At 60.8% G+C, this 25,927-nt stretch carries 40 protein-coding genes; 6 read left to right on the top strand and 34 right to left on the bottom strand.

The annotated features are described in order from the left end of the window. Positions 1-90 precede the first annotated feature (90 nt). Positions 91-753 carry a c-type cytochrome gene (locus tag AACH55_RS00775; RefSeq protein ID WP_338717497.1) on the bottom strand — a complete coding sequence of 221 codons (663 nt, stop codon included), beginning with the start codon at positions 751-753 and terminating at the stop codon, positions 91-93. Between the two features lie 204 nt (positions 754-957). Here AACH55_RS00775 and yihA point away from each other — a divergent pair, with 204 nt between their 5' ends. The 4 genes from yihA to AACH55_RS00755 all read left to right on the top strand — a co-directional run bounded on the left by yihA (position 958) and on the right by AACH55_RS00755 (position 4,569). Further along, positions 958-1,692 carry a ribosome biogenesis GTP-binding protein YihA/YsxC gene (yihA, locus tag AACH55_RS00770; RefSeq protein WP_338717496.1) on the top strand — a complete coding sequence of 245 codons (735 nt, stop codon included), beginning with the start codon at positions 958-960 and terminating at the stop codon, positions 1,690-1,692. A gap of 292 nt (positions 1,693-1,984) precedes the next feature. After that, on the top strand, positions 1,985-3,004 hold the full coding sequence (gene hemB, locus AACH55_RS00765; protein WP_338717495.1) for a porphobilinogen synthase: 1,020 nt from the start codon (positions 1,985-1,987) through the stop codon (positions 3,002-3,004). Positions 3,005-3,025: 21 nt separating this feature from the next. Beyond that, on the top strand, positions 3,026-3,985 hold the full coding sequence (sigJ, locus tag AACH55_RS00760; RefSeq protein ID WP_338717494.1) for an RNA polymerase sigma factor SigJ: 960 nt from the start codon (positions 3,026-3,028) through the stop codon (positions 3,983-3,985). Positions 3,986-4,107: 122 nt separating this feature from the next. Continuing rightward, a complete protein-coding gene (locus AACH55_RS00755; RefSeq protein WP_338717492.1) occupies positions 4,108-4,569 on the top strand; it encodes a carboxymuconolactone decarboxylase family protein in 462 nt (153 codons plus the stop codon). Between the two features lie 101 nt (positions 4,570-4,670). On the opposite strand, the gene AACH55_RS00750 is transcribed toward AACH55_RS00755, so the two are convergent. Both AACH55_RS00750 and AACH55_RS00745 read right to left on the bottom strand, forming a co-directional pair. Then, a complete protein-coding gene (locus tag AACH55_RS00750; RefSeq protein WP_338717490.1) occupies positions 4,671-6,260 on the bottom strand; it encodes an aldehyde dehydrogenase (NADP(+)) in 1,590 nt (529 codons plus the stop codon). A gap of 139 nt (positions 6,261-6,399) precedes the next feature. After that, the gene (locus AACH55_RS00745) at positions 6,400-7,539 is read right to left on the bottom strand and encodes an iron-containing alcohol dehydrogenase (protein ID WP_338717489.1); all 1,140 of its coding nucleotides are present in this window, start codon (positions 7,537-7,539) and stop codon (positions 6,400-6,402) included. A 222-nt stretch (positions 7,540-7,761) separates the two neighbouring features. On the opposite strand from AACH55_RS00745, the gene AACH55_RS00740 reads away from it, so the two are divergent. Then, the gene (locus AACH55_RS00740; protein ID WP_338717488.1) at positions 7,762-8,706 is read left to right on the top strand and encodes a LysR family transcriptional regulator; all 945 of its coding nucleotides are present in this window, start codon (positions 7,762-7,764) and stop codon (positions 8,704-8,706) included. 56 nt (positions 8,707-8,762) lie between these two features. Here AACH55_RS00740 and AACH55_RS00735 read toward each other — a convergent pair whose 3' ends face one another. The 3 genes from AACH55_RS00735 to cutA form a co-directional block, all read right to left on the bottom strand. After that, positions 8,763-9,401 (bottom strand): peroxiredoxin, encoded by a 639-nt coding sequence (locus AACH55_RS00735; protein ID WP_013232193.1) that lies wholly within the window; start codon positions 9,399-9,401, stop codon positions 8,763-8,765. 111 nt (positions 9,402-9,512) lie between these two features. After that, positions 9,513-11,303 carry a protein-disulfide reductase DsbD gene (dsbD, locus tag AACH55_RS00730; RefSeq protein ID WP_338717487.1) on the bottom strand — a complete coding sequence of 597 codons (1,791 nt, stop codon included), beginning with the start codon at positions 11,301-11,303 and terminating at the stop codon, positions 9,513-9,515. Between the two features lie 32 nt (positions 11,304-11,335). Beyond that, on the bottom strand, positions 11,336-11,683 hold the full coding sequence (cutA, locus tag AACH55_RS00725) for a divalent-cation tolerance protein CutA (RefSeq protein ID WP_338717486.1): 348 nt from the start codon (positions 11,681-11,683) through the stop codon (positions 11,336-11,338). A gap of 2 nt (positions 11,684-11,685) precedes the next feature. Here cutA and AACH55_RS00720 point away from each other — a divergent pair, with 2 nt between their 5' ends. Then, positions 11,686-11,817 (top strand): hypothetical protein, encoded by a 132-nt coding sequence (locus tag AACH55_RS00720; RefSeq protein WP_338717485.1) that lies wholly within the window; start codon positions 11,686-11,688, stop codon positions 11,815-11,817. Between the two features lie 16 nt (positions 11,818-11,833). Here AACH55_RS00720 and rplQ read toward each other — a convergent pair whose 3' ends face one another. The 28 genes from rplQ to rplC all read right to left on the bottom strand — a co-directional run bounded on the left by rplQ (position 11,834) and on the right by rplC (position 25,918). Further along, on the bottom strand, positions 11,834-12,229 hold the full coding sequence (gene rplQ / locus AACH55_RS00715; protein ID WP_008334167.1) for a 50S ribosomal protein L17: 396 nt from the start codon (positions 12,227-12,229) through the stop codon (positions 11,834-11,836). A gap of 187 nt (positions 12,230-12,416) precedes the next feature. Continuing rightward, positions 12,417-13,394: a DNA-directed RNA polymerase subunit alpha gene (rpoA, locus tag AACH55_RS00710; protein ID WP_006464909.1), complete on the bottom strand. Its 978-nt coding sequence runs from the start codon at positions 13,392-13,394 to the stop codon at positions 12,417-12,419. Between the two features lie 106 nt (positions 13,395-13,500). Then, a complete protein-coding gene (rpsD, locus tag AACH55_RS00705; RefSeq protein WP_338717483.1) occupies positions 13,501-14,124 on the bottom strand; it encodes a 30S ribosomal protein S4 in 624 nt (207 codons plus the stop codon). A 162-nt stretch (positions 14,125-14,286) separates the two neighbouring features. Further along, positions 14,287-14,691: a 30S ribosomal protein S11 gene (gene rpsK, locus AACH55_RS00700; protein ID WP_006464911.1), complete on the bottom strand. Its 405-nt coding sequence runs from the start codon at positions 14,689-14,691 to the stop codon at positions 14,287-14,289. 42 nt (positions 14,692-14,733) lie between these two features. Next, positions 14,734-15,099 carry a 30S ribosomal protein S13 gene (gene rpsM / locus AACH55_RS00695; protein ID WP_006464912.1) on the bottom strand — a complete coding sequence of 122 codons (366 nt, stop codon included), beginning with the start codon at positions 15,097-15,099 and terminating at the stop codon, positions 14,734-14,736. 28 nt (positions 15,100-15,127) lie between these two features. Next, on the bottom strand, positions 15,128-15,241 hold the full coding sequence (gene rpmJ / locus AACH55_RS00690; RefSeq protein ID WP_013232189.1) for a 50S ribosomal protein L36: 114 nt from the start codon (positions 15,239-15,241) through the stop codon (positions 15,128-15,130). Positions 15,242-15,271: 30 nt separating this feature from the next. Next, the gene (gene infA, locus AACH55_RS00685) at positions 15,272-15,490 is read right to left on the bottom strand and encodes a translation initiation factor IF-1 (protein ID WP_005663428.1); all 219 of its coding nucleotides are present in this window, start codon (positions 15,488-15,490) and stop codon (positions 15,272-15,274) included. 33 nt (positions 15,491-15,523) lie between these two features. Then, positions 15,524-16,855 carry a preprotein translocase subunit SecY gene (gene secY / locus AACH55_RS00680; protein WP_017453026.1) on the bottom strand — a complete coding sequence of 444 codons (1,332 nt, stop codon included), beginning with the start codon at positions 16,853-16,855 and terminating at the stop codon, positions 15,524-15,526. 19 nt (positions 16,856-16,874) lie between these two features. Beyond that, the gene (rplO, locus tag AACH55_RS00675) at positions 16,875-17,309 is read right to left on the bottom strand and encodes a 50S ribosomal protein L15 (protein ID WP_006464915.1); all 435 of its coding nucleotides are present in this window, start codon (positions 17,307-17,309) and stop codon (positions 16,875-16,877) included. Between the two features lie 26 nt (positions 17,310-17,335). Next, positions 17,336-17,515, bottom strand: a complete 180-nt coding sequence (gene rpmD / locus AACH55_RS00670; protein WP_006464916.1) for a 50S ribosomal protein L30 — start codon at positions 17,513-17,515, stop codon at positions 17,336-17,338. 10 nt (positions 17,516-17,525) lie between these two features. Next, on the bottom strand, positions 17,526-18,044 hold the full coding sequence (gene rpsE, locus AACH55_RS00665) for a 30S ribosomal protein S5 (protein ID WP_006464917.1): 519 nt from the start codon (positions 18,042-18,044) through the stop codon (positions 17,526-17,528). Positions 18,045-18,056: 12 nt separating this feature from the next. Then, positions 18,057-18,419, bottom strand: coding sequence for a 50S ribosomal protein L18 (gene rplR / locus AACH55_RS00660; protein WP_050469965.1), 363 nt, complete (start codon positions 18,417-18,419; stop codon positions 18,057-18,059). A 12-nt stretch (positions 18,420-18,431) separates the two neighbouring features. Next, positions 18,432-18,965 (bottom strand): 50S ribosomal protein L6, encoded by a 534-nt coding sequence (rplF, locus tag AACH55_RS00655; protein ID WP_008334141.1) that lies wholly within the window; start codon positions 18,963-18,965, stop codon positions 18,432-18,434. Between the two features lie 10 nt (positions 18,966-18,975). Further along, positions 18,976-19,371: a 30S ribosomal protein S8 gene (gene rpsH / locus AACH55_RS00650; RefSeq protein WP_006464920.1), complete on the bottom strand. Its 396-nt coding sequence runs from the start codon at positions 19,369-19,371 to the stop codon at positions 18,976-18,978. Positions 19,372-19,385: 14 nt separating this feature from the next. Continuing rightward, a complete protein-coding gene (gene rpsN, locus AACH55_RS00645; protein ID WP_008334139.1) occupies positions 19,386-19,691 on the bottom strand; it encodes a 30S ribosomal protein S14 in 306 nt (101 codons plus the stop codon). Between the two features lie 7 nt (positions 19,692-19,698). Further along, positions 19,699-20,238, bottom strand: a complete 540-nt coding sequence (rplE, locus tag AACH55_RS00640; RefSeq protein WP_006464922.1) for a 50S ribosomal protein L5 — start codon at positions 20,236-20,238, stop codon at positions 19,699-19,701. Positions 20,239-20,243: 5 nt separating this feature from the next. Further along, positions 20,244-20,558 (bottom strand): 50S ribosomal protein L24, encoded by a 315-nt coding sequence (gene rplX, locus AACH55_RS00635; RefSeq protein ID WP_006464923.1) that lies wholly within the window; start codon positions 20,556-20,558, stop codon positions 20,244-20,246. Positions 20,559-20,567: 9 nt separating this feature from the next. Next, a complete protein-coding gene (rplN, locus tag AACH55_RS00630) occupies positions 20,568-20,936 on the bottom strand; it encodes a 50S ribosomal protein L14 (RefSeq protein ID WP_006464924.1) in 369 nt (122 codons plus the stop codon). Positions 20,937-21,132: 196 nt separating this feature from the next. After that, the gene (rpsQ, locus tag AACH55_RS00625) at positions 21,133-21,405 is read right to left on the bottom strand and encodes a 30S ribosomal protein S17 (RefSeq protein WP_008334137.1); all 273 of its coding nucleotides are present in this window, start codon (positions 21,403-21,405) and stop codon (positions 21,133-21,135) included. Then, positions 21,402-21,596: a 50S ribosomal protein L29 gene (gene rpmC / locus AACH55_RS00620; protein WP_006464926.1), complete on the bottom strand. Its 195-nt coding sequence runs from the start codon at positions 21,594-21,596 to the stop codon at positions 21,402-21,404. The genes rpsQ and rpmC overlap by 4 nt, the downstream gene beginning before the upstream one ends. 13 nt (positions 21,597-21,609) lie before the next feature. Next, on the bottom strand, positions 21,610-22,029 hold the full coding sequence (rplP, locus tag AACH55_RS00615) for a 50S ribosomal protein L16 (RefSeq protein ID WP_008334136.1): 420 nt from the start codon (positions 22,027-22,029) through the stop codon (positions 21,610-21,612). 2 nt (positions 22,030-22,031) lie between these two features. Continuing rightward, entirely contained in the window at positions 22,032-22,850 is an 819-nt protein-coding gene (gene rpsC, locus AACH55_RS00610) for a 30S ribosomal protein S3 (RefSeq protein ID WP_058893869.1), read from the bottom strand. Positions 22,851-22,859: 9 nt separating this feature from the next. Continuing rightward, positions 22,860-23,192, bottom strand: a complete 333-nt coding sequence (gene rplV / locus AACH55_RS00605; RefSeq protein WP_008334132.1) for a 50S ribosomal protein L22 — start codon at positions 23,190-23,192, stop codon at positions 22,860-22,862. A gap of 6 nt (positions 23,193-23,198) precedes the next feature. After that, positions 23,199-23,474 carry a 30S ribosomal protein S19 gene (gene rpsS / locus AACH55_RS00600; RefSeq protein ID WP_006464930.1) on the bottom strand — a complete coding sequence of 92 codons (276 nt, stop codon included), beginning with the start codon at positions 23,472-23,474 and terminating at the stop codon, positions 23,199-23,201. Positions 23,475-23,484: 10 nt separating this feature from the next. Further along, the gene (gene rplB, locus AACH55_RS00595; RefSeq protein ID WP_006464931.1) at positions 23,485-24,312 is read right to left on the bottom strand and encodes a 50S ribosomal protein L2; all 828 of its coding nucleotides are present in this window, start codon (positions 24,310-24,312) and stop codon (positions 23,485-23,487) included. Next, a complete protein-coding gene (gene rplW, locus AACH55_RS00590; protein ID WP_006464932.1) occupies positions 24,312-24,629 on the bottom strand; it encodes a 50S ribosomal protein L23 in 318 nt (105 codons plus the stop codon). Before rplW ends, rplB begins: the two co-directional genes overlap by 1 nt. Next, positions 24,626-25,246, bottom strand: coding sequence for a 50S ribosomal protein L4 (rplD, locus tag AACH55_RS00585; RefSeq protein ID WP_006464933.1), 621 nt, complete (start codon positions 25,244-25,246; stop codon positions 24,626-24,628). Before rplD ends, rplW begins: the two co-directional genes overlap by 4 nt. Before the next feature lie 3 nt (positions 25,247-25,249). After that, positions 25,250-25,918, bottom strand: a complete 669-nt coding sequence (rplC, locus tag AACH55_RS00580; RefSeq protein ID WP_013232185.1) for a 50S ribosomal protein L3 — start codon at positions 25,916-25,918, stop codon at positions 25,250-25,252. Positions 25,919-25,927 lie beyond the last annotated feature (9 nt).

The raw sequence follows: 25,927 nt of genomic DNA, 5'->3' as shown, positions 1-25,927 counted from the left end.
GCGCGCCACGACGTGCGTCAATTCCCATGAAAAAAGGCGGCACGCCGGCCGCCTCTTTTCTGCCCGCGCCATCCAGCGGCGCCTGGCTGCTTACTTCAAACCGGCAATGTAGTCGGCCACGGCCTTGATTTCCTTGTCCGAGAGGCGGTCGGCGATGGCCGTCATCTGCGTGCTGTTGGTGCGCGCACCACCACGGAAGTTGGTCAGCTGCGCGATCGTATAGTCCTGATGCTGGCCGGCCAGGCGCGGATACTGCGACGGGATGCCGGCACCATTGGGGCTATGACAGCCGGCACAGGCCGGTACGTTCTTGGCAGCGATACCGGCGCGCCAGATGTGCTTGCCCAGCTCGATGGTTTCCTTGTTCTTGGCCGCACCCGGCTTGGCTGCCTGGGCCGACAGGTAGGCGGCGACGTTGTGGATGTCTTCATCCGAGAGCGCCTTGGCCAGCGGCGACATCACCGGGTTGTTGCGCTCGGGCGTACGGAAATTGAGCAGCTGCTTGGCGATATAGGCCTCATGCTGGCCCGCCAGCTTGGGATTCTGGGTAATGGTCGAATTGCCGGCCGCGCCGTGGCAGGACACGCAGGCCACGATGTTGCGGGCGTTGTCGCCATTGGTGTAGAGGGCTTCCCCCTTGACCGGATCGGCCTTGATCGGGGCTTTCTTGTCATCGGCCGCATGGGCCGCCGAGGACACTGCCAGCACGGCAGCAAGAACGGTATACAACAGTGGGGAAAAGGCACGGTTCATTCGTCACCCTAATACTTATTGTGGAATTGAGAGATTTTGCCCGTTCGGCGGCTGGCTGCCCCCTTCCCAAATGCCTGTTGTTTGACCTGTCTCCAATGGCCGCCATATTTTTTGCTTGCTGGGCGTCAACGAGGCGTTGGGTTTCGGGCCATTGTACAATAGCTTCTCCGCGTTTTTCCCTCCTCTTTCGGATTTCCCCCCACCATGTCGCAACTTTGGCAAGCCCGTTTCTACACCACCGTCAATCACCTGCGGGACCTGCCCAAGACCAGTGTGCCAGAGATCGCCTTCGCCGGCCGTTCCAACGCCGGCAAGTCCAGCGCCATCAACGTGCTGTGCAACCAGAAGCGCCTGGCCTTCGCCTCCAAGACGCCGGGGCGCACCCAGCACATCAACTATTTCTCGCTGGGCGGCGCCCACGTGGGCCAGCACCGCAATGACGAGGCGCGCCCCGACGAGATCCGCGCCATGCTGGTGGACTTGCCCGGTTACGGCTATGCGGAAGTGTCCGGCTCGGCCAAGCACCACTGGCAGGCGCTGCTGGGCGACTACGTGCGCCAGCGCGAGCAGCTGGCGGCGCTGGTGATGATCGTCGATTCGCGCCGTCCCTTCACCGACCTCGATATCCAGATGATCGAATGGTTCGCCCCCACCGGCAAACCCATCCATTGCATCCTGAGCAAGGCCGACAAGCTCAACCGCAATGAGTCCACCAATGCCCTGCGCCAGGCCCAGACCTTCCTGCAAAGCTATGTGGATGCGGACGGCCAGCCCTTCCCGTTCACGGCCCAGCTGTTCTCGGCCTTGAAGCGCATCGGCCTGGAAGAAGCCAACGACAAGATCCTGGAACTGGCCGGCCTGAACGAACCGGCCACGCCGCCGGTGCCGGCCGAGGCTGCCGGCGCGGCCGAACCCGGGGCCGAAAGCGCACAAGCCTGATCGCCGACAAGGCAAGAACCTTCCAGACGGAGTACAACGCATGAATAAAAAAACCCCGGAGAACAGGGATATTCTCCGGGGCAGAACGCCTTTCGCTTGCGCGATCAGCCCCGCTCAGGGAGGGAAGGGGAAGCGGGAGGTGAAAAAATCACCTGCCGCCAAGATAAAGTAAGTCATGGAAATTTGGGCGGATTCGCAATCAAAGGAATCAAATCTCCGAAGATAGCGATATTTGTCTCGAAATAATTCCAAGATCGCCTCAAATAACATCTAATTTTTTGAAAGCTGACCTATGTCTCTGACCGATTTCAGTTCCAACGCCGGCTACCCTGCACTGCGTATGCGCCGCATGCGCCGCGACGGTTTCTCGCGTGCTCTGATGGCCGAAAATGTCATCACCAGTGCCGACCTGATCTACCCGGTATTCGTACAGGAAGGCCAGAGCCTGCGCACGCCCGTGCCCTCGCTGCCGGGGGTGGAGCGCCTGTCGCTGGACGCGCTGCTGCCGGTAGCGGAGCAATGCGTGACGCTGGGCGTGCCGGTGCTGGCGCTGTTCCCGGTGATCGACCCGTCCCTGAAGACGCCCGACGGCATCGAAGCCACCAATCCCGATGGCCTGATCCCGCGCGTGGTGCGTGCGCTCAAAGACCGCTTCCCGGAACTGGGGGTGTTGTGCGACGTGGCACTGGACCCCTACACCAGCCACGGCCAGGATGGCGTGCTGGATGAAACCGGCTACATTCTCAACGACGAAACCCTGGCCCTGCTGGTCCGGCAGGCGCAAACCCAGGCCGACGCCGGCGTGGACGTGGTGGCGCCGTCGGACATGATGGATGGCCGCATCGCCGCCATCCGCGCCATGCTGGAGGCCAAGGGCCACATCTACACCCGCATCATGGCTTATTCGGCCAAGTACGCCTCGGCCTTCTACGGTCCCTTCCGCGATGCGGTCGGCTCGGCCGCCAATCTGGGCAAGGGCAGCAAGGCCACCTACCAGATGGACCCGGCCAACAGCGACGAAGCCCTGCGCGAAGTGGCGCTGGACCTGCAGGAAGGAGCCGACATGGTGATGGTCAAGCCGGGCATGCCCTATCTGGACATCGTGCGCCGCGTGAAGGATGAATTCCGCGTGCCCACCTTCGCCTATCAGGTCAGCGGTGAATACGCCATGATCAAGGCCGCTGCCCAGAACGGCTGGCTGGACCACGACAAGACCATGATGGAAGCCATGATGGCCTTCAAGCGCGCCGGTGCCGATGGCGTGCTGACCTACTTCGCGCTGGACATCGCGCGCAAGCTCAAGCAAGGCTGATCCCCGCCGCTGCCCAGGCCGATGACGGACGATCCCGCGCTCGCCCTGTTCACGCAGCACCGGCCGCGCCTGTTCGGCGTGGCCTACCGCATGCTGGCCTCGCGCAGCGATGCGGAAGACGTCCTGCAGGATGCCTGGCTGCGCTGGCACGCCCAGGACAAGTCGGTGCTGGATTCAGCCGAAGCCTGGCTGGTCACGGTAGTCACGCGGCTGTGCATCGACCGCCTGCGCCAGCTGCAGCAGGAGCGCCAGCACTACGTCGGCCACTGGCTGCCCGAGCCGCTGGTGGGCCTGGCCGAGCCCGGCCCCGACATCGACCTCTACGGCCAGACGCAGCTCACCCCCTCCCCGGAAGCCCTGCTGGAACAGCGAAGTGACGTTTCCTTCGCCTACCTCCTGCTGCTGGAGCGCCTGAAGCCCGAGGAACGCGCCGCCTTCCTGCTGCGTGAAGTTTTCGACAACGACTATCCCGACATCGCGGCGATCCTGCAAAAGTCCGAGGCGAACTGCCGCCAGCTGGTGCATCGTGCCCGCCAGCGGCTGGCGCGCCAGGATACCGATGCAAGCCAGAAATCAAACCGCGCAGCCTCCAGCCCCGTGACGCGCGAAACCCACGCGCTGCTGCTGGACAAATTCCGGCAAGCCGTCCAAAGCGGGCAGCGCGAGGCCATGCTGGGCCTGCTGGCCGAGGATGCGCGCCTGATCGGCGACGGCGGCGGCAAGGTGGCCTCCTTCCCTCATCCACTGGCCGGCGGCGAACGCATCTCCTGGCTGTACTACGCCAACGTGCGCCGCTTCGTCCGGCGCATCGTCTATCGTGCAGCCTGGATCAACGGCAGCCCGGGCCTGCTGCGCTATGTCGATGGCGCGCTGGAATCGGCCCAGGTGCTGGAAACGGATGGCAGCCGCATCCACGCCATCTACGTGGTGCGCAACCCGGACAAGCTGGCATCCATCGCACAGCAAAACAAGGACCGCTGAGATTTTTCAGATTTCTTCACTTCTTTTTCATCAAAACTGTCACAACGGGAGAGCCCACCCCGTCTGGTAGGGGAACACCGGCGATTGGCGCCGTTGTCACCTTATCCCGATGGAGAATTCCCATGTCCGACTTCAAGCAACGCCTGCCCTACGCCCGGCTGGCCGCCCCCGCCTACAACGCCCTCATCAAGGCCAGCGAAGCGGTACACCAGAGCGGCGTCGATCCCAGGCTGGTGGAACTGGTCTTTTTGCGCATCTCGCAACTGAACGGGTGCGCCTTCTGCGTCGACATGCATGCGCATGACCTGCTGCAGAAGGGTGAAGACCAGCAGCGTCTGAACACCCTGGCGGCCTGGCGCGAGATCCCCTTCTTCAGCGAGGCCGAACGTGCCGCGCTGAACTGGGCCGAGCGCCTGACCCACCTGCACCAGCAGGATGCCGACCAGGAGGACGCCGCCTTCGCCCGCTTGCAGCAGCACTTCAGCGATGCCGAGATCGCCCACCTGAGCTTCGCCGTGGCCATCATCAATGCCTGGAACCGCCTGGGCGTGGGCATGCGTCCACAGGTGACGCGCCGCACCTGATCCCCCGCGCAGCGCCGAAAAAAAACGCACCCCGGTTACCCGGGATGCGTCGAACATGGTCCGATCCACATCGGACCTCCTGCTCAAAGACGGATCAAGTCTTATCCGATGGTGGCGCGCGTCTGTTCGCCATCGACCAGGCGCATCAGGCCCAGCGGATTGGCGTTCTGCAGCGCGGCCGGCAGCATCGCGTCCGGGTAGTTCTGGTAGCACACCGGGCGCAGGAAGCGCTCGATGGCCAGCGTGCCCACCGAGGTGCCACGCGCGTCGGAAGTAGCCGGATACGGGCCGCCGTGGACCATCGCATCGCACACCTCGACACCGGTCGGGAAGCCGTTCAGCAGCAGGCGGCCGGCCTTCTGTTCGAGGATCGCGATCAGGTCCTGGTTGCCTTGCAGGTCAGCGATCTCGGCTTGCAAGGTGGCAGTCAGCTGGCCGTTCATCTTGGCGGCGAAGTCCAGCAGTTGTTCACGGCTTTCCAGCTCGACGATGACGGTGGAGGGGCCGAAGACTTCTTCTTCCAGCGGCGCTTCCTTGGAGAACAGCAGGGCGGCATCGGCCTTGAACAGGTGCGGTACGGCCTGGGTGTAGCTGGTGCCGCCGGTGGCGATGACCTTCACGCCCGGCAGCTGGGTCAGGCGCGCCACGCCACCGTTGTAGTGGGTCAGGCCGCCGCTGTTGAGCATGGTGGCCGGACTGGTGCCGCCGAAGGCGGCCGACAGCTTCTCGATGAAGGCGGTCAGTTCCGGCGAACGCACGCCCAGCAGCAGACCGGGGCTGGTGCACAGCTGGCCCACGCCGACCGTGACGGAGCCGGCCAGGTCCTTGGCGATGGCGTCACCGCGCACCTTCAGCGCTTCGGACATCAGGATGATGGGGTTGATGCTGGACATCTCGGCAAACACCGGGATCGGCTGCGGACGGGCTGCCGCCATGTCGCACAGGGCGCGGCCACCGCGCAGCGAGCCGGTGAAGCCGACGGCCTGGATGCCGGCGCTCTTGACCAGCTGGGCGCCCACGCGGTCACCGTAGACCATGTTGAAGGTGCCGGCCGGCATGCCGGTCTTCTTGACGGCGCGTTCGATGGCATCAGCCACCAGTTCGGAGGTGACCAGGTGGCCGCTGTGGGCCTTGAACACCACCGGGCAGCCGGCCGCCAGGGCAGCAGCGGTATCGCCACCGGCCACCGAGAAGGCCAGCGGGAAGTTGCTGGCGCCGAAGACAGCCACCGGACCCACGCCGATCTTGTACTGGCGGATGTCCGGACGCGGCAGCGGCTGGCGCTGCGGCAGGGCGGTATCGATGCGGGCACCGTAGAAGTCGCCACGGCGCACGACCTTGGCGAACAGGCGCATCTGGCCGCTGGTGCGGGCGCGCTCGCCGGCCAGGCGCGGGGTGGCCGGCAGGGCGGTTTCGCGGGCCACGGCGGCGAGGAAGTCGTCGCCCAGGGCGTCGATCTCGTCAGCGATGGCTTCCAGGAACAGCGCGCGCTGCTCGGCCGGGATGGCGCGGTAGAGGGGATAGGCCTTCTCGGCGGCTTCCACGGCGGCCGCGACTTCCTTCTCGGTGGCGGTCAGGAAGGGTGTCTCGAAGAGAGCGCCGGTGGTTGCGTCCACGCTGTGCAGGGCGACGTCGCCCTGGCCGCTGCGCTGGCCGCCGATGTAGTTGTGTCCAAGGATCTTGTAGCTCACGTTGTGCTCCTGCTGGTGTCGTTGATGCCGCCCGTGGCCGGGTCAGGCAAGAAAACCGCGCCCGCGCATGGCGGAAGCAGCTGAGGGGGACATGCGGACAGGCCGGTTCCGGCCTGCCCGCGCTGTTCATTGTCGGCCATCACATGGATTGCTGCAGCATGTGCAGGTAATCCTGTTCCGAGGCTTCGCGCGGATTGGTCTTGTGGCTGTGGTCGGCCAGGGCGCCCTGGATGATCCGGGGGAACCAGTCCGGGCTCACGCCCAGTTCGGCCAGCCCTGCGGGCAAGCCCAGGCGGCGGCTCATGTCGCGGATCGCCGGGCCGATCTCGGCGCCGCTGGCCAGGCCCATGGCGTGGGCCATGCGCGCCATCTTGTTGTCCTTGACCATGCTGGGCGCGCTTTCGTTGAAGGCGATGATGGCCGGCAGGAAGATGGCGTTGAGGGTGCCGTGGTGCAGCCGGGGATTGAGGCCGCCCAGCGCATGCGACAGGCTGTGCACGCAACCGAGTCCCTTCTGGAAGGCCATGGCGCCCTGCATGGAGGCGCTCATCATGTTCAGCCGCGCCTCGCGGTCGCCGGGTTCGCGGGTGGCGCGCTCGATGTGCGCCCAGGCGCGCCACAGGCCGTCCAGGGCGATGCCATCCGCGGGCGGGTTGAAAGCGGGGGCCATGAAGGTTTCCAGGCAATGTGCGATGGCATCCATGCCGGTGGCAGCCGTCATCAGCGGCGGCAGGCCTAGGGTCAGTTCGGGGTCGCAGATGGCCATCCTGGGCACCAGATGCGGCGAGATGATGCCGACCTTGCGGCCATCATCGAGGATCAGGATGGCGCCGCGGCCGACTTCGCTGCCGGTGCCGGCCGTAGTCGGGATGGCGATCACCGGGGCGGTCCTGGCGGTAATGTTGGTCAGACCGCCTTCGATCAGCGCGAAGGACTTCAGCGGCCCCTCATGCGTGCCGCACACGGCCACGCCCTTGGCCAGGTCGATGGAGGAACCGCCACCAACGGCCACGATGCCATCGCAGCCATGCGCACGAAACAGCGCCACGGCTGCGCGTACCGCTGCCTCGTTGGGGTTGGGCGGGGTCTGGTCATAGACCACGGCGCTGGCGCCCTGCGTCAACTGGGCCAACACCTTGTCCAGCAGGCCGGCGTTGCGGATGCCCATGTCGGTCACCACCAGCGGCCGGCTGATGCCCAGGCGGTCGCATTCCTGCTGCAGCAGGGCCAGCGCGCCATAGTCGAACTGGACCTGGGTGATGTAGTTGATGAGTGCCATTAGCTTGTCTAGCGTGCCGTTACATAGCCTTGATTTATAGACGTCTCCACTGCGTCCGCTCCCGGCGGGCATCTTCCGGAAGTCGCCAGAGCGGCATTTTCGCAGCCGCGTCCAGTTTTTGAAAGCCAGACTCTAAGCCATCGCGGGCCCCTTGGCTAATGAGAGCTGTTGATATGGGTATAACCAACGCTCATACTAAGCGCTTCTTCAAGGACGATTGCCATGCACAACACCCTGCCTTCGCTGGCTTCCATCACTTCGCGCCTGCACCTGCGCCAGTTGCGCCTGCTCATCGCCCTGTCCGACCACGGTTCCCTGCTCAAGGCGGCCGAACAGGTCGCCCTCACCCAGCCGGGCGCCAGCAAGGCCTTGCAGGAAATCGAGAGCACCCTGGGCGCACAATTGTTCACCCGCACCAATCGCGGACTGGAGCCGACCGAACTGGGCCATTGCGTGATCCGCTATGCACGGCTGATCCAGACCGACCTGACCCACCTGCGTGAAGAAATGTTATCCATCATGCAAGGCCACGGTGGACGGCTGTCGGTGGGCACCATCATGGGCGCGGTGCCACTCTTGACCGATGCGCTCACGCAATTGCTGGAGACGCACCCGGCCCTGTCGGTGGAAATCGTCGAAGACACCAGCGCGCGCCTGCTGCGCCTGCTCGACCAGGGCCGGCTGGATCTGGCGATCTGCCGCACCAGCATCAGCCAGCGCCCGGACCTCTATGACGCCTTCAACATCCATGAGGAAGAGCTGGCCGTGGTGGCCAGCGTGCAGCATCCGCTGGCCGGGGCGCAGAGCCTGCAACTGGCCGACCTGGCCGATTCGCGCTGGGTGGTCTATTCGGCCAACATGCCCATGCGGGTTACGCTGGAGCGCGAATTCCACGATGCCGACCTGCGCTTCCCGCTGCACCTGATGGAAACCACCTCGGCCTTCACCACCTTGTCACTGCTGCAGAAGAATCCGCACTTCGTGGCGCTGCTGTCGGTGGACGTGGCGCAGTTCTGTACGCGCTTTGGCATGACACGCATCCTGCCCCTGACACTGCATACCCGCAGCGAGCCCTACCAGCTGGTGACGCGACGCGGCACCTTGCTCTCGCCAGTGGCCCGGCTGTTCGTGGACGGTTTCGCACGCACGGTGACGCCAGCCGTCTGAAGGCAAACAAAAAGCGCTCCCGCAGGAGCGCTTTCTGATCGGTTCCGACGCAAGGATTACTTGTTCGGTTGCGGCGTGATGCGCAGGTAAGGACGCGGTGCCTTGTAGCCCTTGGGATATTTCTGCTTGATGGTTTCCTCATCCTTGATCGACAGCGGGATGATGACGTCATCGCCATCCTTCCAGTTGCCCGGCGTGGCCACGGTATAACCGTCGGTCAGTTGCAGGGCATCGATGACGCGCAGCACTTCGTCGAAGTTGCGGCCGGTGCTCATCGGGTAGGTGATGATGAGGCGCACCTTCTTCTTCGGATCGATGATGAAGAGCGAACGCACCGTCGCGGTTTCGGACTGGTTGGGGTGGATCATGTCGTAGAGGCCCGCGACCTTCTTGTCCACATCAGCCACGATGGGGAAGCCGACCACGGTCTGCTGGGTTTCCTCGATGTCCTTGATCCACTGGTTGTGGGCCTCGGCACCATCCACCGACAGGGCGATGGCCTTGACGTTGCGCTTGTCGAATTCGGGCTTGAGCTTGGCCGTCAGCCCCAGCTCGGTGGTGCAGACCGGCGTGAAGTCGGCCGGGTGCGAGAACAGCACGACCCAGGAGTCACCCGCCCAGTCGTGGAATTTGATCTTGCCGATCGAGGATTCTTGCTCGAAATCCGGTGCGGTATCGCCCAGGCGCAACGTCATGGTGGTCTCCTTGGTGGACAGAATGAAAACAGAAGGCTGACTATAACGCGGGGCCAGCCTCGGGCCAACGACTATAAAGTGCTTTTCAAATTACCTTGGGACATGAGGAAACTACAGGTTTTGCAGGGTAGAAATGAACTTGTCGGCATCCTGATAACCGATCACGCGGCGCGACGTCAGTTCCCGTCCATCGGCATCGAAGAACATGATCCCCGGCGGACCGAAGAGATTGAAGCGCTTCAACATGGCGCGGTCATCGGCATTGTTGGCGGTGACATCGATCTGCAGCAGCAGCATCTGGCCGAAACGTTCCTTCACGCGCGGGTCGGTGAAGGTGAACCGTTCCATCTCCTTGCAGGACACGCACCAGTCGGCATAGAAATCCAGCATGACCGGGCGACGCTCACCGGCGGCGTTCTGCTGCAGCGCTGCATCCAGCTCGGCACTGGAGCGGATGCGCACGAAGTCGGTAGCACCGGTCGCAGCGGACTGCCCGCGCAGATGCGACAGCGGCGCCAGCGGATCGCGTCCGCCCGTGACGACACTGACCAGCTGCAACAAGCCCAACGTGACCACGGCCAGCCCGAGCGCGCGGGACATCCATCCGGCCGGACGCGTCCACAGCAGGAAGGCGCCATAGCCGATGCCCAGGGCTGCCCAGCCCGCCACCTGCAGCCAGGCCGGGATCACCGGCGACACCATCCACAGCGCCGTGCCCAGCATCAGGACGCCAAAGAAGCGCTTGACCGCATCCATCCAGGCCCCGGCGCGCGGCAGCAGCGCGCCCGCCGAAGCGCCGATCAGCAGCAGCGGCACGCTCATGCCGGCCGCCATCGCAAAGAGCGCACTACCGCCCAGCACCACATTGCCGGTCTGGCTGATATAGAGCAGCGCACCCGCCAGCGGGGCAGCGACGCAGGGGCCGACGATCAGTGCGGAGATCGCGCCCATCAGGAATACGCCCAGCCATTTGCCACTGCCGCCGCCGGAGGCTGTGGATAATTTGGACTGGAGCGCAGCGGGCACTTGCAGCGTGTAGAGATCGAACATCGACAAGGCCAGTGCGGCCATCAACAGCGCGAAGGCGCCCAGCACCCAGGGATTCTGCAGATAGGCCGACAAGCCTTCGCCCAACATTCCAGCGACCACGCCCAGTGCCGTATACACCAGCGCCATGCCGAGCGAATAATCAACCGAGAGGAGGAAGCTACGGACCCGTCCGCCACCCGCAGCCGGCGCCTGGCCAACGATGATGGACGACAGGATGGGCAGCATCGGCAGCACGCAAGGCGTGAACGCCAGGCCGATGCCCAACACGAAGAACAGCGACAGGATGCGCCACAGCTGCCCGCCCTTGAGCACGGCGGCGATGCCGTCGATGTCACTGCCGCCTGCACTCTGACTCGCGCCAGCGGCACCAGCCGGGCTCACGCTCTGGCCGATGGCCTGGGCCGACATGGGCAGCTTCAAGGTCATCGGTGGATAGCACAAGCCCTTGTCGGCGCAGCCTTGCGAAACCGCCGAAACGACAAAATCCTTCACTGCGCCGCTCACCGGAATACGCGCGGTCACCGACTGGTGGTAGATTTCGACTTCCTTCTGGAAGTTTTCGTCATACTTGCGTTTACCCGCCGGAAACCGGGGCTCGCCAAGCGTAGCGCCCTCGGCGCTGAAGTGGAAACGGTCCCGGTACATGTAGTAGCCATCAGCGATGCGATAGCTCAGCTCCAGGGTCTGGCCATCGACCATGCGGCCGCTGAGCTGGAAGGCTTGTTCGGGTGGCAGGTAATCGTCCGCCGCCTGGGCGGCCTTGGCCAGCAGCAGGCCGAGCAGCGCCAGCAACGCCAGTACGACCAGCAGGGGAAATCTTGTCAGGCGCTCGCGCCGGTTGATGCGGTTCAACGGTGTTCCTCGTTCAAAGGGCCGGCTTGCGCTTACACGCGCAGGGGCCGGGCGGTCTCATCCTGCATCCACGCCAGATAAGCGGGCAGGCCGGAGGTGATGGGCAGGGCGATGATCTCGGGCAGGTCGTAGGGATGGCGTTGGACAATCGCCTGCTCCAGCTCCTGATAGCGCGCCTGGGTGGTCTTGATCAGCAAGGGGATCTCGGTATCCCGCTGGACCTTGCCCTGCCAGCGATAGACGGAGCTTGCCGGCGCCAGAATATTGACGCAAGCCGCCAGCCCTTGCTCGACCAGAGCATCGGCAATGCGTTCGGCCACGGCCAGGTCAGGCACATTGGCCAGCACCAGCAAGGGCTGGTTCAACAGAGAAGCGGACATGGATGGATCTCCTTGCAGAAGCGGTATTCAACCACATCCGGAGGCCAGGCGTGACGGCGCATATCAGCCGCATGAAAGAAAATGCAGGCGCACAAAAGAAAAAAGCCAGGCAGAGCCTGGCTTTTTGTCGATGATGCAGCGCCCGGTGAATTATTCAGCGGTCGGAGCGTCAGCAGCGTCGGTGACTTCCGGACGATCGACCAGCTCGACGAAGGCCATCGGTGCATTGTCGCCTTGACGGAAGCCCATCTTCAGGATGCGCAGGTAGCCGCCGTTACGGGCAGCGTAGCGCGGGCCCAGTTCGGAGAACAGCTTGCCGACGATTTCGCGGTCGCGCAGGCGGTTGAAGGCCAGACGCTTGTTGGCCAGGGTGTCGGTCTTGCCCAGGGTCAGGATCGGCTCGACGACGCGGCGCAGTTCCTTGGCCTTCGGCAGGGTGGTCTTGATGGCTTCATGACGCAGCAGCGAAACAGTCATGTTGCGCAGCATGGCCAGACGGTGGGACGAAGTACGATTCAGTTTGCGGAGACCGTGACGGTGACGCATGGTAATTTCCTTTCAGGTTACAGTTTTGATCCAGTTCTTCTATCGGCAGGGCAGCTGGGCTGTCCGGACCGCGGACCGGTAAATATCGGATAAAAGTTTTTTGCTACAGATATGACGACTACTTCAGGTAATGCTTCGTATCAGCCTGGCAGGGCGGCTCGCACCGCAGCCCGCCAGGCGATATGAATTACTTTTCCAGACCGGCCGGCGGCCAGTTTTCCAGCTTCATGCCCAGGGTCAGGCCACGCGAAGCCAGGACTTCCTTGATTTCGTTGAGCGACTTGCGACCCAGGTTCGGGGTCTTCAGCAGTTCGTTTTCGCTGCGCTGGATCAGGTCGCCGATGTAGTAGATGTTCTCGGCCTTCAGGCAGTTTGCCGAACGGACGGTCAGTTCCAGATCGTCGACCGGGCGCAGCAGGATAGGATCGACCTGCGGTGCGCGCGACGGTGCTTCTGCAGTCGCTTCGGTGCCTTCCAGGGCAGCGAACACGTTCAGTTGATCAACCAGCACGCGAGCCGACTGGCGGATCGCTTCTTCCGGGGTGATGACGCCGTTGGTCTCGATGTTCATGACCAGCTTGTCCAGGTCGGTACGCTGTTCCACACGAGCGGATTCGACGGCGTAGGACACGCGACGCACCGGCGAGAACGAGGCATCCAGGATGATGCGGCCGATGGTCTTGTTGGTGTCTTCGGACAGGCGACGCACGTTGCCCGGCACGTAGCCACGGCCCTTTTCGACCTTGATCTGCATGTCCAGCTTGCCGCCACCGGTCAGGTTGGCGATGACGTGATCCGGGTTGATCAGTTCGACGTCGTGCGGCAGATCGATATCGGAAGCCAGGACGGCGCCTTCGCCTTCCTTCTTCAGGGTCAGGGTCACTTCGTCACGGTTGTGCAGCTTGAAGACCACGCCCTTCAGGTTCAGCAGGATGTCCACGACGTCTTCCTGCACGCCGTCCAGGGACGAGTATTCGTGCACCACACCAGCGATGGTCACTTCGGTGGGAGCGTAACCGCTCATGGTCGACAGCAGCACGCGACGCAGCGCGTTGCCCAGGGTGTGACCGTAACCACGCTCGAACGGCTCCATCACGACCTTTGCGTGACCGGGGGCCAGGGTTTCCACTTCGATGATGCGGGGCTTCAACAAACTGTTTTGCATGAATTGTCCTTTTCAATACCCTCGGCTCGTTACACCGATAAGGCTGATGGCAGTTCGGAAAAATGCCCACCATGAGGTGGGCACGAGGTAAAGCAGGTACGACGAATTAACGCGAGTACAGTTCGACGATCAGCGATTCGTTGACGTCGGCAGCGATTTCGCTACGGTCCGGAGCGGACTTGAAGGTGCCTTCCAGCTTCTTCGAATCCACCGAAACCCACTGCGGGAAACCGTTCGACTCGGCCAGCGACAGGGCTTCGGCGATACGCACTTGCTTCTTGGCCTTTTCGCGGACGGCGATGACGTCGCCAGCCTTGACGGAGTAGGAAGCGATGTTGACGACTTGACCGTTCACGGTCAGGGCCTTGTGGGACACCAGCTGACGCGCTTCAGCGCGGGTCGAGCCGAAGCCCATACGGTAGACGACGTTGTCCAGACGCGATTCCAGCAGCTTCAGCAGGGTTTCGCCGGTGTTGCCCTTGCGGCGGTCGGCTTCAGCGAAGTAGCGGCGGAACTGGCGCTCGAGGACGCCGTACATGCGCTTGACCTTCTGCTTTTCGCGCAGCTGGTTGCCGTAGTCGGAGGTGCGGGCGCCCGAGGTGCGGCCGTGCTGACCCGGCTTGGAATCCAGCTTGCACTTGGAATCCAGCGAGCGGCGTGCGCTCTTGAGGAACAGGTCGGTGCCTTCGCGGCGGGAGAGTTTTGCTTTCGGTCCGATATAACGTGCCACGGTATTTCCTTTATCAATGACGTCCCATGTTGCCGGACGCTAGTCTGACCTGCATGCGGCCAGACAGTGGTCTTAAGAACAAAACCCGCCAAGGTGATTGGCGGGTGATTTGCCTGCACTTTTGCCTGACGAACAGGCGAAAGCGCAAGATTATACTACAACTTAGATGCGACGGCGCTTCGGCGGACGGCAGCCGTTGTGCGGGACCGGGGTCACGTCCTGGATCTGAGTGATCTTGATGCCCAGGTTGTTCAGAGCGCGCACTGCGGATTCACGGCCCGGGCCGGGGCCCTTGATACGCACTTCCAGGTTCTTGATGCCGCATTCGATGGCAACCTTGCCGGCGCTTTCAGCGGCGACCTGGGCTGCGAACGGAGTCGACTTGCGCGAACCCTTGAAGCCAGCACCACCCGAAGTTGCCCACGACAGAGCGTTGCCCTGACGGTCGGTGATCGTGATGATGGTGTTGTTGAACGAAGCGTGAACGTGCGCGATGCCTTCAGCAACGTTCTTCTTGACTTTCTTACGAACACGCGATGCTGCTGCGTTGTTGGGGGACTTTGCCATAATTTCTTCCTTGAATCCGACCAGTGCTTGCGCCTGCCGGGATTATTTCTTCAGCGATTGAGCGGCCTTGCGCGGACCCTTGCGAGTACGGGCGTTGGTGCGGGTGCGTTGACCACGGACCGGCAGACCACGACGGTGACGCAGGCCGCGGTAGCAACCCAGGTCCATCAAACGCTTGATGTTCATGGACAACTCACGGCGCAGATCGCCTTCCACGACGAACTTGGCGATTTCGTCACGCAGCTTTTCCAGCTCGTTATCGTCCAGGTCCTTGACCTTCTTGTTGGTCGGAACGCCGGTAGCAGCGCAAATGTCTTGTGCGCGCGGACGGCCAATACCATAGATGGCGGTCAGGCCGATCACGGTGTGCTGATGGTTGGGGATGTTGACCCCTGCAATACGTGCCATTCGTTATTCCTCGATCAATAACGTTAAGTTAACCCTGGCGCTGCTTATGGCGGGGTTCGGTGCAGATCACACGAACGATGCCATTGCGCTTGATGATTTTGCAGTTGCGGCAGATCCGCTTGACTGATGCGAGCACTTTCATTGTGGCCCTCTTTCTTTCAATGTTTCACTGTTACTTGGTTCGGAACACGATACGTGCCCGGCTCAAATCGTAAGGCGTCAGTTCCACCGTTACCTTATCGCCAGGCAGGATGCGGATGTAATTCATGCGCATCTTGCCGGAAATATGGCCGAGTACAACGTGACCGTTTTCCAACTTAACCCTGAATGTCGCGTTGGGCAGATTTTCAAGAATCTCGCCCTGCATCTGAATAACGTCGTCTTTTGCCATTCCGTGTCTTCTTCCTCTGGAGCATGCGCCCGCTTATCGCGGTGTCATGCCACCCTTGAAATTAGCTTTGCGGAGCAACGATTCATACTGCTGCGACATCACATAGTTCTGCACTTGGGCCATGAAATCCATCGTCACGACCACAATGATCAGCAGCGATGTGCCACCGAAGTAGAACGGCACCTTCCAGCGTGCGATCAGGAACTCTGGCAGCAGGCACACCAAGGTGATGTACACGGCGCCGGCCAGGGTCAGGCGCATCAGGATCTTGTCGATATAACGCGCAGTCTGGTCACCCGGACGGATACCCGGAACAAAAGCACCACTCTTCTTCAGGTTGTCTGCCGTTTCCTTGCTGTTGAACACCAGTGCGGTGTAGAAGAAGCAGAAGAAGACGATAGCTACCGCATACAGCAAGGCATGGATCGGTTCGCCTGGTGCCATCGATGCCGCCAGATCCTTCAGGAAACGAATGAAGGGATTGGACGTATCACCCGAGGTAAACCAGCTGGTGATCGTGGCCGGGAACAGGATGATCGACGATGCAAAGATCGGCGGGATCACGCCAGCCATGTTCAGCTTCAGCGGCAAGTGGCTGCTCTGGCCACCATAGATCTTGTTGCCGACCTGACGCTTCGCATAGTTCACCAGGATCTTGCGCTGACCACGTTCGATGAAGACCACTAGGAACGTCACCAGACCCACGATCGCACAGATCAGGATTGCCGACAGGGCGTTCATCGAACCGGTACGGACCAGCTCAAACAAGCCACCCAGAGCATTCGGCAGACCTGCCGCAATACCGGCGAAGATGATGATCGAGATGCCATTGCCCAGACCACGTTCAGTGATCTGTTCACCCAGCCACATCAGGAACATCGTACCGGTAATCAGCGTCACCACCGTGGTCAGACGGAAGGCCAGACCCGGATCCAGCACCAGGCCGGCTTGCGACTCCAGCGCCACCGCAATGCCCAGCGCCTGGAAGGTCGCCAGCACCAGGGTGCCGTAACGGGTGTACTGCGTGATCTTGCGACGACCGGCTTCACCCTCTTTCTTCAATGCTTCCAGCTGCGGCGAAACCACCGACAGCAGCTGCATGATGATCGATGCCGAGATATACGGCATGATCCCCAGTGCGAAGATCGTGAAGCGCGACAGGGCACCACCGGAGAACATGTTGAACATGCCCAGAATGCCGCCCTGATTCTGCTTGAACAGCTGCGCCAACTGCGTCGGATCAATACCCGGAACCGGGATATGTGCACCGATGCGATAAACGATCAACGCCCCCAGCAGGAACCACAAACGACCCCAGGGGAATCCTTTTGCAGCGCCTTTTGCTAATTGAGGAGTAGTTGCCAATTAATGCTCCGGGACCGGATCACTCAGCGATGGAACCACCGGCAGCTTCGATAGCGGCCTTGGCACCAGCGGTTGCGATCAGACCCTTGACGGTTACCTTCTTGGTCAGTTCGCCAGCCTTGATGATACGCACGACACGAGCCAGTTCCGACACGAGGCCGGCTTGCTTCAATGCCAGCACGTCGATCTCGGCGACGGGCAGCTTTTCCAGGTCGGACAGGCGCACTTCAGCCTTGTAGGGCGTAGCCAGCGACTTGAAACCGCGCTTGGGCAGACGACGTTGCAGGGGCATCTGGCCGCCTTCAAAGCCGACCTTGTGGAAACCGCCCGAACGCGACTTCTGACCCTTGTGGCCACGGCCGGCCGTCTTGCCCAGGCCAGAACCGATACCACGACCGACGCGACGCTTAGCGTGCTTTGCGCCTTCTGCGGGTTGGATAGTGTTTAATTGCATGATTCGCTCCGTTCGCAAGCCGCGGCTTACGACACAACTTTCACAAGATAGGACACTTTGTTGATCATGCCGCGCACCGACGGGGTGTCTTCCAGTTCGGACACCGAGTTGACGCGACGCAGACCCAGACCGCGCACGGTAGCGCGGTGATCCTGACGAGTACCGATCAGACCCTTGACCAGCTTGACTTTGATTGTGTTAGCCATCTCGATCACCTTAGCCCAGGATTTCTTCGACCGACTTGCCGCGCTTGGCAGCAATTTCAGCCGGAGTGTTCATCTTCGACAGACCGTCCAGGGTGGCACGGACCATGTTGTAGGGGTTGGTCGAACCGGTCGACTTGGCCACCACGTTGGTCACGCCCATCACCTCGAAGATCGCGCGCATCGGACCGCCGGCGATGACGCCAGTACCGTCCTTGGCCGGCGAGATCATCACCGAGGAGGCGCCGTGCTTGCCGATGACGGTGTGTTGCACGGTACCGTTCTTCAGGGTCACCTTGATCAGCTTGCGACGGGCTTCTTCCATCGCCTTCTGCACGGCCACGGGCACTTCCTTGGACTTGCCCTTGCCCATGCCGATACGGCCATCGCCGTCACCGACCACTGCCAGCGCTGCGAAACCCATGATGCGGCCGCCCTTCACCACCTTGGTGACGCGGTTGACCGCGATCATTTTTTCGCGCATGCCGTCATCAGGCTTGTCGCTTTGCGTTTTCGATTGCATTTTTGCCATGATCGATAATCCTTAGAACTTCAGGCCGGCTTCACGCGCAGCCTCAGCCAGCGCCTTGACGCGACCGTGATAACGGAAACCGGAGCGGTCGAATGCGACTTCAGTCACACCGGCCTTCAGAGCCTTCTCCGCCACGCGCTTGCCGATCAGGGCAGCAGCGGCAGCATTGCCACCCTTGCCGGACTGACCTGCCAGCTGGGCGCGGACTTCTGCTTCCAGGGTGGAAGCTGAGGCCAGCACGTTGGCGTCGGGGCCGATGACGCTGGCGTAGATGTGCGTGTTGGTACGGTGCACAGCCAGACGATTCACCTTCAGTTCTGCGATCTTGGCGCGAGTCTGAGTCGCACGGCGCAGGCGAGATTGTTTCTTGTCCATCGTCAACCCCTATTACTTCTTCTTGGTTTCTTTGAGCGTCACCACTTCGTCAGCGTAGCGCACACCCTTGCCCTTGTAGGGTTCGGGTTCGCGGTACGCGCGAATTTCAGCGGCGACCTGGCCAACCACCTGGCGATCGATACCCTTGATCAGGATTTCGGTCTGGGTCGGGGTCTCAACCTTGATGCCGGCAGGCATCTGGTGAACGATGGGGTGCGAGAAGCCCAGCGACAGGTTCAGCTTGTCGCCTTGTGCTTGAGCACGGAAACCCACGCCAACCAGGTTCAGCTTCTTTTCGAAGCCCTTGGTGACGCCGTTGACCATGTTGTTGACCAGAGCACGCAGGGTGCCCGACATCGCGTTGGCTTCGCGGCTGTCATCAGCCACTTCGAAGCTCAGCGAGCCATTGTTGTTGACCACCTTGACCTTCTTGGTCAGCGGTTGGGTCAAGGAGCCCAGCGGGCCCTTGACGGTGATTTGCTCTGCAGTGATGGTCGCTTCCGCGCCATTCGGCAGTGCAACAGGCATTTTACCTACACGAGACATCTTGCACTCCTTAGGCCACGTAGCAAATCACTTCGCCACCGACACCGGTTGCGCGTGCTTTGCGGTCAGTCATCACGCCGCGCGGGGTGGACACGATTGCCACACCCAGGCCGTTCATGACGTTGGGGATATCGTCCTTGCCCTTGTAGATGCGCAGACCCGGACGGGACACGCGCTCCAGGCGCTCGATGACCGGACGGCCAGCGTAATACTTCAAACCGATTTTCAATTCAGCCTTGCCATCAGCGGCAACCACGGCGAAATCTTCGATATAACCCTCGTCCTTGAGGACGTTGGCAATGGCGACCTTCACTTTGGAAGACGGCATGACGACGGTAGTCTTGTTCACGCCTTGCGCATTGCGGATACGGGTCAGCATATCGGCGATAGGATCGCTCATACTCATTGCTTCTTCTCCTATTACCAGCTAGCTTTGGTCAAACCCGGGATTTCGCCGCGCATGGCGATTTCACGGACCTTGATACGGCCCAATCCGAACTTGCGGAAAGTACCACGGGGACGGCCAGTCAGCGCACAACGGTTGCGCTGGCGGGTCGGAGCGGAGTTACGCGGCAGGGCCTGCAGCTTCAGGCGGGCTTCGTAACGCTCTTCTTCCGACTTCGATTGGTCGTCGATAATAGCCTTCAACTCGGCGCGCTTGGCAGCATACTTCTTCACCATTTCTGCGCGCTTCTGTTCACGGTTAATCAGTGCCAGTTTTGCCATGGCATCCTCAGTTTCTGAACGGGAATTTAAATGCGGCGAGAAGCGCCTTCGCTTCGTCGTCGGTCTTTGCAGTCGTGGTGATGCTGATGTTCATGCCACGCAGTGCATCGATCTTGTCGTACTCGATTTCGGGGAAGATGATCTGCTCTTTCACACCGATGTTGTAGTTGCCACGACCATCGAACGCACGACCGGACACGCCACGGAAGTCACGCACGCGCGGCAGGGCCACGGTGATCAGACGATCCAGGAATTCGTACATGCGGGCGCCACGCAGGGTCACCATGCAACCGATCGGGTAGCCTTCGCGGATCTTGAAACCTGCGATAGCCTTGCGAGCCTTGGTCACCACCGGCTTCTGACCAGCGATCTTGGTCAGATCGCCAACGGCGTGCTCGATGATCTTCTTGTCCGCAACTGCTTCGGACAGACCCATGTTCAGGGTGATCTTCAGGATGCGCGGAACTTCCATCACCGACTTGTACGAATACTTCGTAGTCAGATCGGCGACGACCTTATCTTTATAAAACTGTTGAAGACGTGCCATGATGTTTAAACCTTAACGACTTCGCCGTTGGACTTGTAAGCGCGGACCTTCTTGCCGTCCACTTCCTTGTAAGCCACACGATCTGCCTTGCCGGTCGCAGCGTTGAACAACGCGACGTTCGACACATGAATTGGCATCAGCTTATCGACGATGCCGCCAGTTGCACCCGTCATCGGGTTCGGACGGGTCGCCTTCTTTGCGACGTTCACGCCTTCCACGACGACATAATCGGCGCTGACGCGAGCAGTCACGACACCGCGCTTGCCCTTGTCTTTGCCGGTCAACACGATGACTTCATCGTTTTTACGAATCTTTGCCATGACCACTCCTTACAGAACTTCAGGCGCCAGGGAGACGATCTTCATGAAGCGCTCTGTACGCAGCTCACGAGTCACCGGCCCAAAGATACGGGTGCCGATGGGCTCCAGCTTGGCGTTCAGCAGGACGGCAGCATTACCATCGAACTTGACCAGCGAACCATCCTGACGACGCACGCCCTTGGCGGTACGAACGACGACAGCGTTATAAATTTCACCCTTCTTGACGCGACCACGCGGTGCTGCGCTCTTGACAGTAACCTTGATCACATCGCCAATGCCCGCATAGCGGCGCTTGGAACCACCCAAGACCTTGATGCACAGAACTTCGCGCGCACCAGTGTTGTCGGCCACTTCGAGCCGGCTTTCAGTTTGAATCATGATATTTTCTTTCCCAACTTAATCCGCTTCGCAGGATGCGCTGGCGGTCAGTCTTGGTCCTGTTAGCAAGCGAACTCGCTAGTTAGGGGACGAATAGAGCTACTCTTGAGCCTTTCTCTGCAAACTTTGTTTTGCAAAGAAAGAGCTCGATATTATGGCACCATAATATCGAGCACGCAAGTACTACATTTACTGCTTAGACGATTTGTGCTTCCTGCACCACACGGGTCACAGTCCACGCCTTCGTCTTGGAGATCGGACGGCTTTCGGTGATTTCCACCACATCGCCGGCCTTCGCCGAGTTTTGCTCATCATGCGCGTGGTACTTCTTGGTGCGCTTGATGATCTTGCCGTACAGCGGGTGCTTCATTTGACGCTCGATTTCGACAGTGACGGTCTTATCCATCTTGTCCGACACAACTTTGCCAATCAGCGTGCGCTTGAGCGCTTGTTTCACTTGATCGTTCATTGTTGGCCATCCTTCGAGTTGATCACAGTTTTCACACGTGCGATGTCGCGACGTACCTTCTTCAGCTGTGCGGTATTGTTCAGTTGCTGGGTCGCAATTTGCATGCGCAGGCTGAACTGAGCTTTCAACAGCTCGCCCAGTTCCTTTTCCAGTCCTGCCTTGTCCTTACCGCGGAGTTCAGATGCTTTCATGTTCCGCTCCTAATTATTGACCGACTTGGCGAACAACGAAAGTCGTCGACAGCGGCAATTTGGCAGCAGCCAAACGGAACGCCTCGCGCGCCAGGGCTTCGTCCACACCGTCCATCTCGTACAGTACCTTACCCGGCTGGATTTCAGCCACGTAGTACTCCGGATTACCCTTGCCGTTACCCATACGCACTTCTGCAGGCTTCTGGGAAATTGGCTTGTCCGGGAAGACGCGGATCCAGATACGACCACCGCGCTTGATGTGACGGGTCATCGCACGACGAGCAGCTTCGATCTGACGGGCAGTGATACGGCCGCGGCCGGTTGCCTTCAGACCAAAATCGCCGAACGAGACGGCAGTTCCGCGGGTGTGCGAAATGCCGGTGTTACGACCTTTTTGTTCTTTACGATATTTTCTACGTGCTGGTTGCAGCATGATTATTCTCCTGCTTTCTCAGCCGACACACCGGCATCGGCAGCTTGAGGACGACCACCGCCACGCTTTGCACCAGCGCCAGGAGCGCCAGTCTTGGAGCGGGGACGTGCACCCGGCTTGCCGTCGTCACGACGGGGGCCACGACGCTTCTTGTCGTCTTCCGGTTCGCCGACCAGCACCGGCGCTTCGCCGTTTGCCAGGCGATCGCCCTTGTAGACCCACACCTTCACACCGATGATGCCGTAGGTGGTTTCAGCTTCGCCGAAGCCATAGTCGATATCGGCGCGCAGGGTGTGCAGGGGCACACGGCCTTCGCGGTACCATTCGGTACGTGCAATTTCGATGCCGTTCAGACGGCCCGAGGACATGATCTTGATACCTTGGGCGCCCAGACGCATGGCGTTCTGCATCGCACGCTTCATGGCGCGACGGAACATGATGCGCTTTTCCAGCTGCTGGCAGATCGAGTCGGCGATCAGCTGAGCATCGGCTTCCGGCTTGCGGATTTCTTCGATGTTGACGTGCACGGGCACGCCCATCAGCTTGGCCAGTGCGGTCTTCAGCACTTCGATGTCTTCGCCCTTCTTGCCGATCACAACGCCCGGACGGGAGCTGTAAATGGTGATGCGGGCGTTCTTGGCCGGACGCTCGATGACCACGCGGCCAACCGAAGCGTTCTTCAGCTTCTTCTTCAGGTAAGCACGGACCTTCAGGTCCTCGTTGAGCATGTCGGCAAAGTTGTTGTTGCCTGCATACCAACGCGAGCCCCAGTTACGCGTAACCGCCAGACGGAAACCGGTTGGATGAATCTTCTGTCCCATCGTGACTCCTTAGTTTCCGACGGTCACGTAAATGTGACACGACTGCTTGGAAATACGATCACCACGGCCCTTTGCACGCGCTGTGAAGCGCTTGAGGACCGCACCCTTTTCCACATAAATGGTCTTGACTTTCAGCTCGTCAATGTCGGCACCATCGTTATGTTCGGCGTTCGCGATTGCGGACTCCAGAACCTTCTTGATGATGACCGCGCCCTTCTTGGGGCTGAAGGCCAAGATATTCAGTGCCTGATCAACTTTTTTACCGCGGATCAGGTCTGCAACCAGACGGCCTTTCTGGGCCGACAGGTGCACACCGCGCAGAGTAGCTTTAGTTTCCATCATAGGACCTTATTTCTTAGCCTTCTTATCGGCAGCGTGACCCTTGAAAGTACGGGTCAGCGCGAATTCGCCGAGCTTGTGACCAACCATGTTTTCCGACACATAGACCGGCACGTGTGCCTTGCCATTGTGCACGGCAATCGTCAGACCGATGAAGTCCGGCATGATGGTCGAACGACGCGACCAGGTCTTGATCGGCTTCTTGTCCTTGGTAGCCTGGGCAGCCTCAACCTTTTTCACCAGGTGGGCGTCGCAGAAAGGACCTTTTTTCAATGAACGTGTCATGTTTTATCCTTTATTTCTTGCCGCGACGCGAGACAATCATCGAAGTCGTACGCTTGTTGCTACGAGTCTTCTTGCCCTTGGTCTGCTGGCCCCACGGGGAAACCGGGTGACGACCAGCGGCGGTCTTGCCTTCACCACCACCGTGCGGGTGATCCACCGGGTTCATGACAACGCCACGAACGGTCGGACGCACACCGCGCCAACGGGTTGCACCGGCCTTACCGATCTTGCGCAGGTTGTGCTCGCCGTTACCGACTTCACCGATGGTGGCGCGGCATTCGATGTGAACGCGACGCACTTCACCGGAGCGCAGACGAACCTGGGCGTAGGTGCCTTCACGTGCCATCAGCACGACAGCGGCGCCAGCGGTACGGGCGATTTGCGCGCCCTTGCCCGGCAGCATTTCCACGCAGTGGATGGTGGTACCGACGGGGATGTTGCGGATCGGCAGGGTGTTGCCCGACTTGATCGGAGCTTCAGAACCGCTGATCAGCTGATCGCCAACCGACACGCCCTTGGGAGCGATGATGTACTTGCGCTCGCCGTCCGCATAGCACAGCAGTGCGATGTGCGCGGTACGGTTCGGGTCGTATTCGATACGCTCAACCTTGGCAGGGATACCATCCTTGTTGCGACGGAAGTCGACAACACGGTAGTGCTGCTTGTGACCACCGCCGATGTGGCGGGTGGTGATGTGGCCGTTGTTGTTACGGCCGGCGGTCTTGGACTTCTTTTCGACCAGCGATGCCAGCGGACGGCCCTTGTACAGGTCGGGATTGACGACCTTGACCATGCCGCGCCGACCGGGCGAGGTCGGCTTCACTTTTACGAGTGCCATTATTTAGCCTCCTCGGTGAAGTTGATTTCTTGACCCGGCTTCAGGCTGACGAAAGCACGGCGGGTGTGGTTGCGGCGACCCATACCGTTGCGCGAGCGCTTCTGCTTGCCCTGACGGTTGGCGACTTGCACCGATTCCACTTCCACCTTGAACAGCAGTTCGACGGCGGCCTTGACTTCCAGCTTGGTGGCGTCCTTGGCGACCAGGAAGACGACTTGCTCGTTCTTCTCGGCGACAAAGGTTGCCTTTTCGGAGATCACCGGTGCCAGCAGCACCTTCATCAGGCGCTCTTCGCTATGTTTCACGATTGCGTTCATGCCAGCAACTCCTCAATCTTTGCCAGAGCCGGCTTGGTGATCAAGACATTCTTGAAGTACACCAGCGACACGGGATCAGCTTGACGCGGCTCGACCACCAGCACGCCCGGCAGGTTGCGCGAGGCCAGCAGCAGCTTTTCGTCCAGGCTGTCGGTAATAACCAGCACCGATTCCATGCCCATACCCTTCAACTTCTGGGCCAGCAGCTTGGTCTTCGGGGCTTCGACGGCGAACTCTTCGACGACCGACAGGCGGCCTTCACGAGCCAACTGGGACAGGATCGAGCAGACACCTGCGCGATACATCTTCTTGTTGACCTTGTGGGTGAAGTTTTCGTCAGGCGAGTTCGGGAAGATACGGCCACCACCGCGCCACAGAGGCGACGAGGACATACCGGCACGTGCACGGCCAGTACCCTTTTGACGCCACGGCTTCTTGGTGGTGTGGCTGACTTCTTCACGATCCTTTTGCTTGCGGTTGCCGCTACGCGCGTTGGCTTGGTAGGCAACCACGACCTGGTGGATCAGGGCTTCGTTGTAGTCGCGGCCGAAAATGGTATCCGGTGCGGCGACGTTCGAAGCAGCTTGACCTTGGTCATTCAGGAGCTTCAGTTCCATTGATTAAGCCCCCTTCTTCGCTTTGACTTTGACTGCCGGCGAAACGATCACTTGACCGTTCTTGGCGCCAGGAACGGCACCCTTGACCAGCAGCAACTGACGCTCTGCGTCCACACGGGCGATTTCCAGGTTCTGGACGGTGGTCTTGACATCACCCAGATGACCGGTCATGCGCTTGCCGGGGAACACGCGGCCCGGATCCTGCGCCATACCGATGGAGCCAGGAACGTTGTGCGAGCGGGAGTTACCGTGGGTCGCGCGACCCGACGAGAAGTTGTAACGCTTGATGGTACCGGCGTAGCCCTTACCGATCGACACGCCTTGCACGTCGACTTTCTGGCCAGCTTCAAACATGCCGATGCCAACGACGTCGCCCGCCTTCAGTTCGGCAGCCTTGGAAGCGTCAACACGGAATTCTTTGAGGACAGTACCTGCCTCGACGCCAGCTTTGGCGAAGTGGCCGGCGGCGGCTTTCACCACGCGCGAAGCGCGGCGTTGACCGAAGGTCACCTGAACAGCGGAATAACCATCCACTTCAGGCGTTTTGATTTGAGTCACGCGGTTGTTGGACACGTCCAGCACGGTCACAGGGATCGAATCCCCATCTTCCGTGAAGATGCGCATCATACCAACCTTGCGACCAACAAGGCCCAGGCTCATTGTTTTCTCCATTCCCGCCTG

Origin of the sequence: Herbaspirillum sp. DW155, assembly GCF_037076565.1 — a bacterium.
Classification (GTDB): domain Bacteria; phylum Pseudomonadota; class Gammaproteobacteria; order Burkholderiales; family Burkholderiaceae_D; genus Herbaspirillum.
The sequence above is the reverse complement of the archived record's forward strand: the minus strand, read 5'-3'. Positions and strand labels throughout refer to the sequence as shown.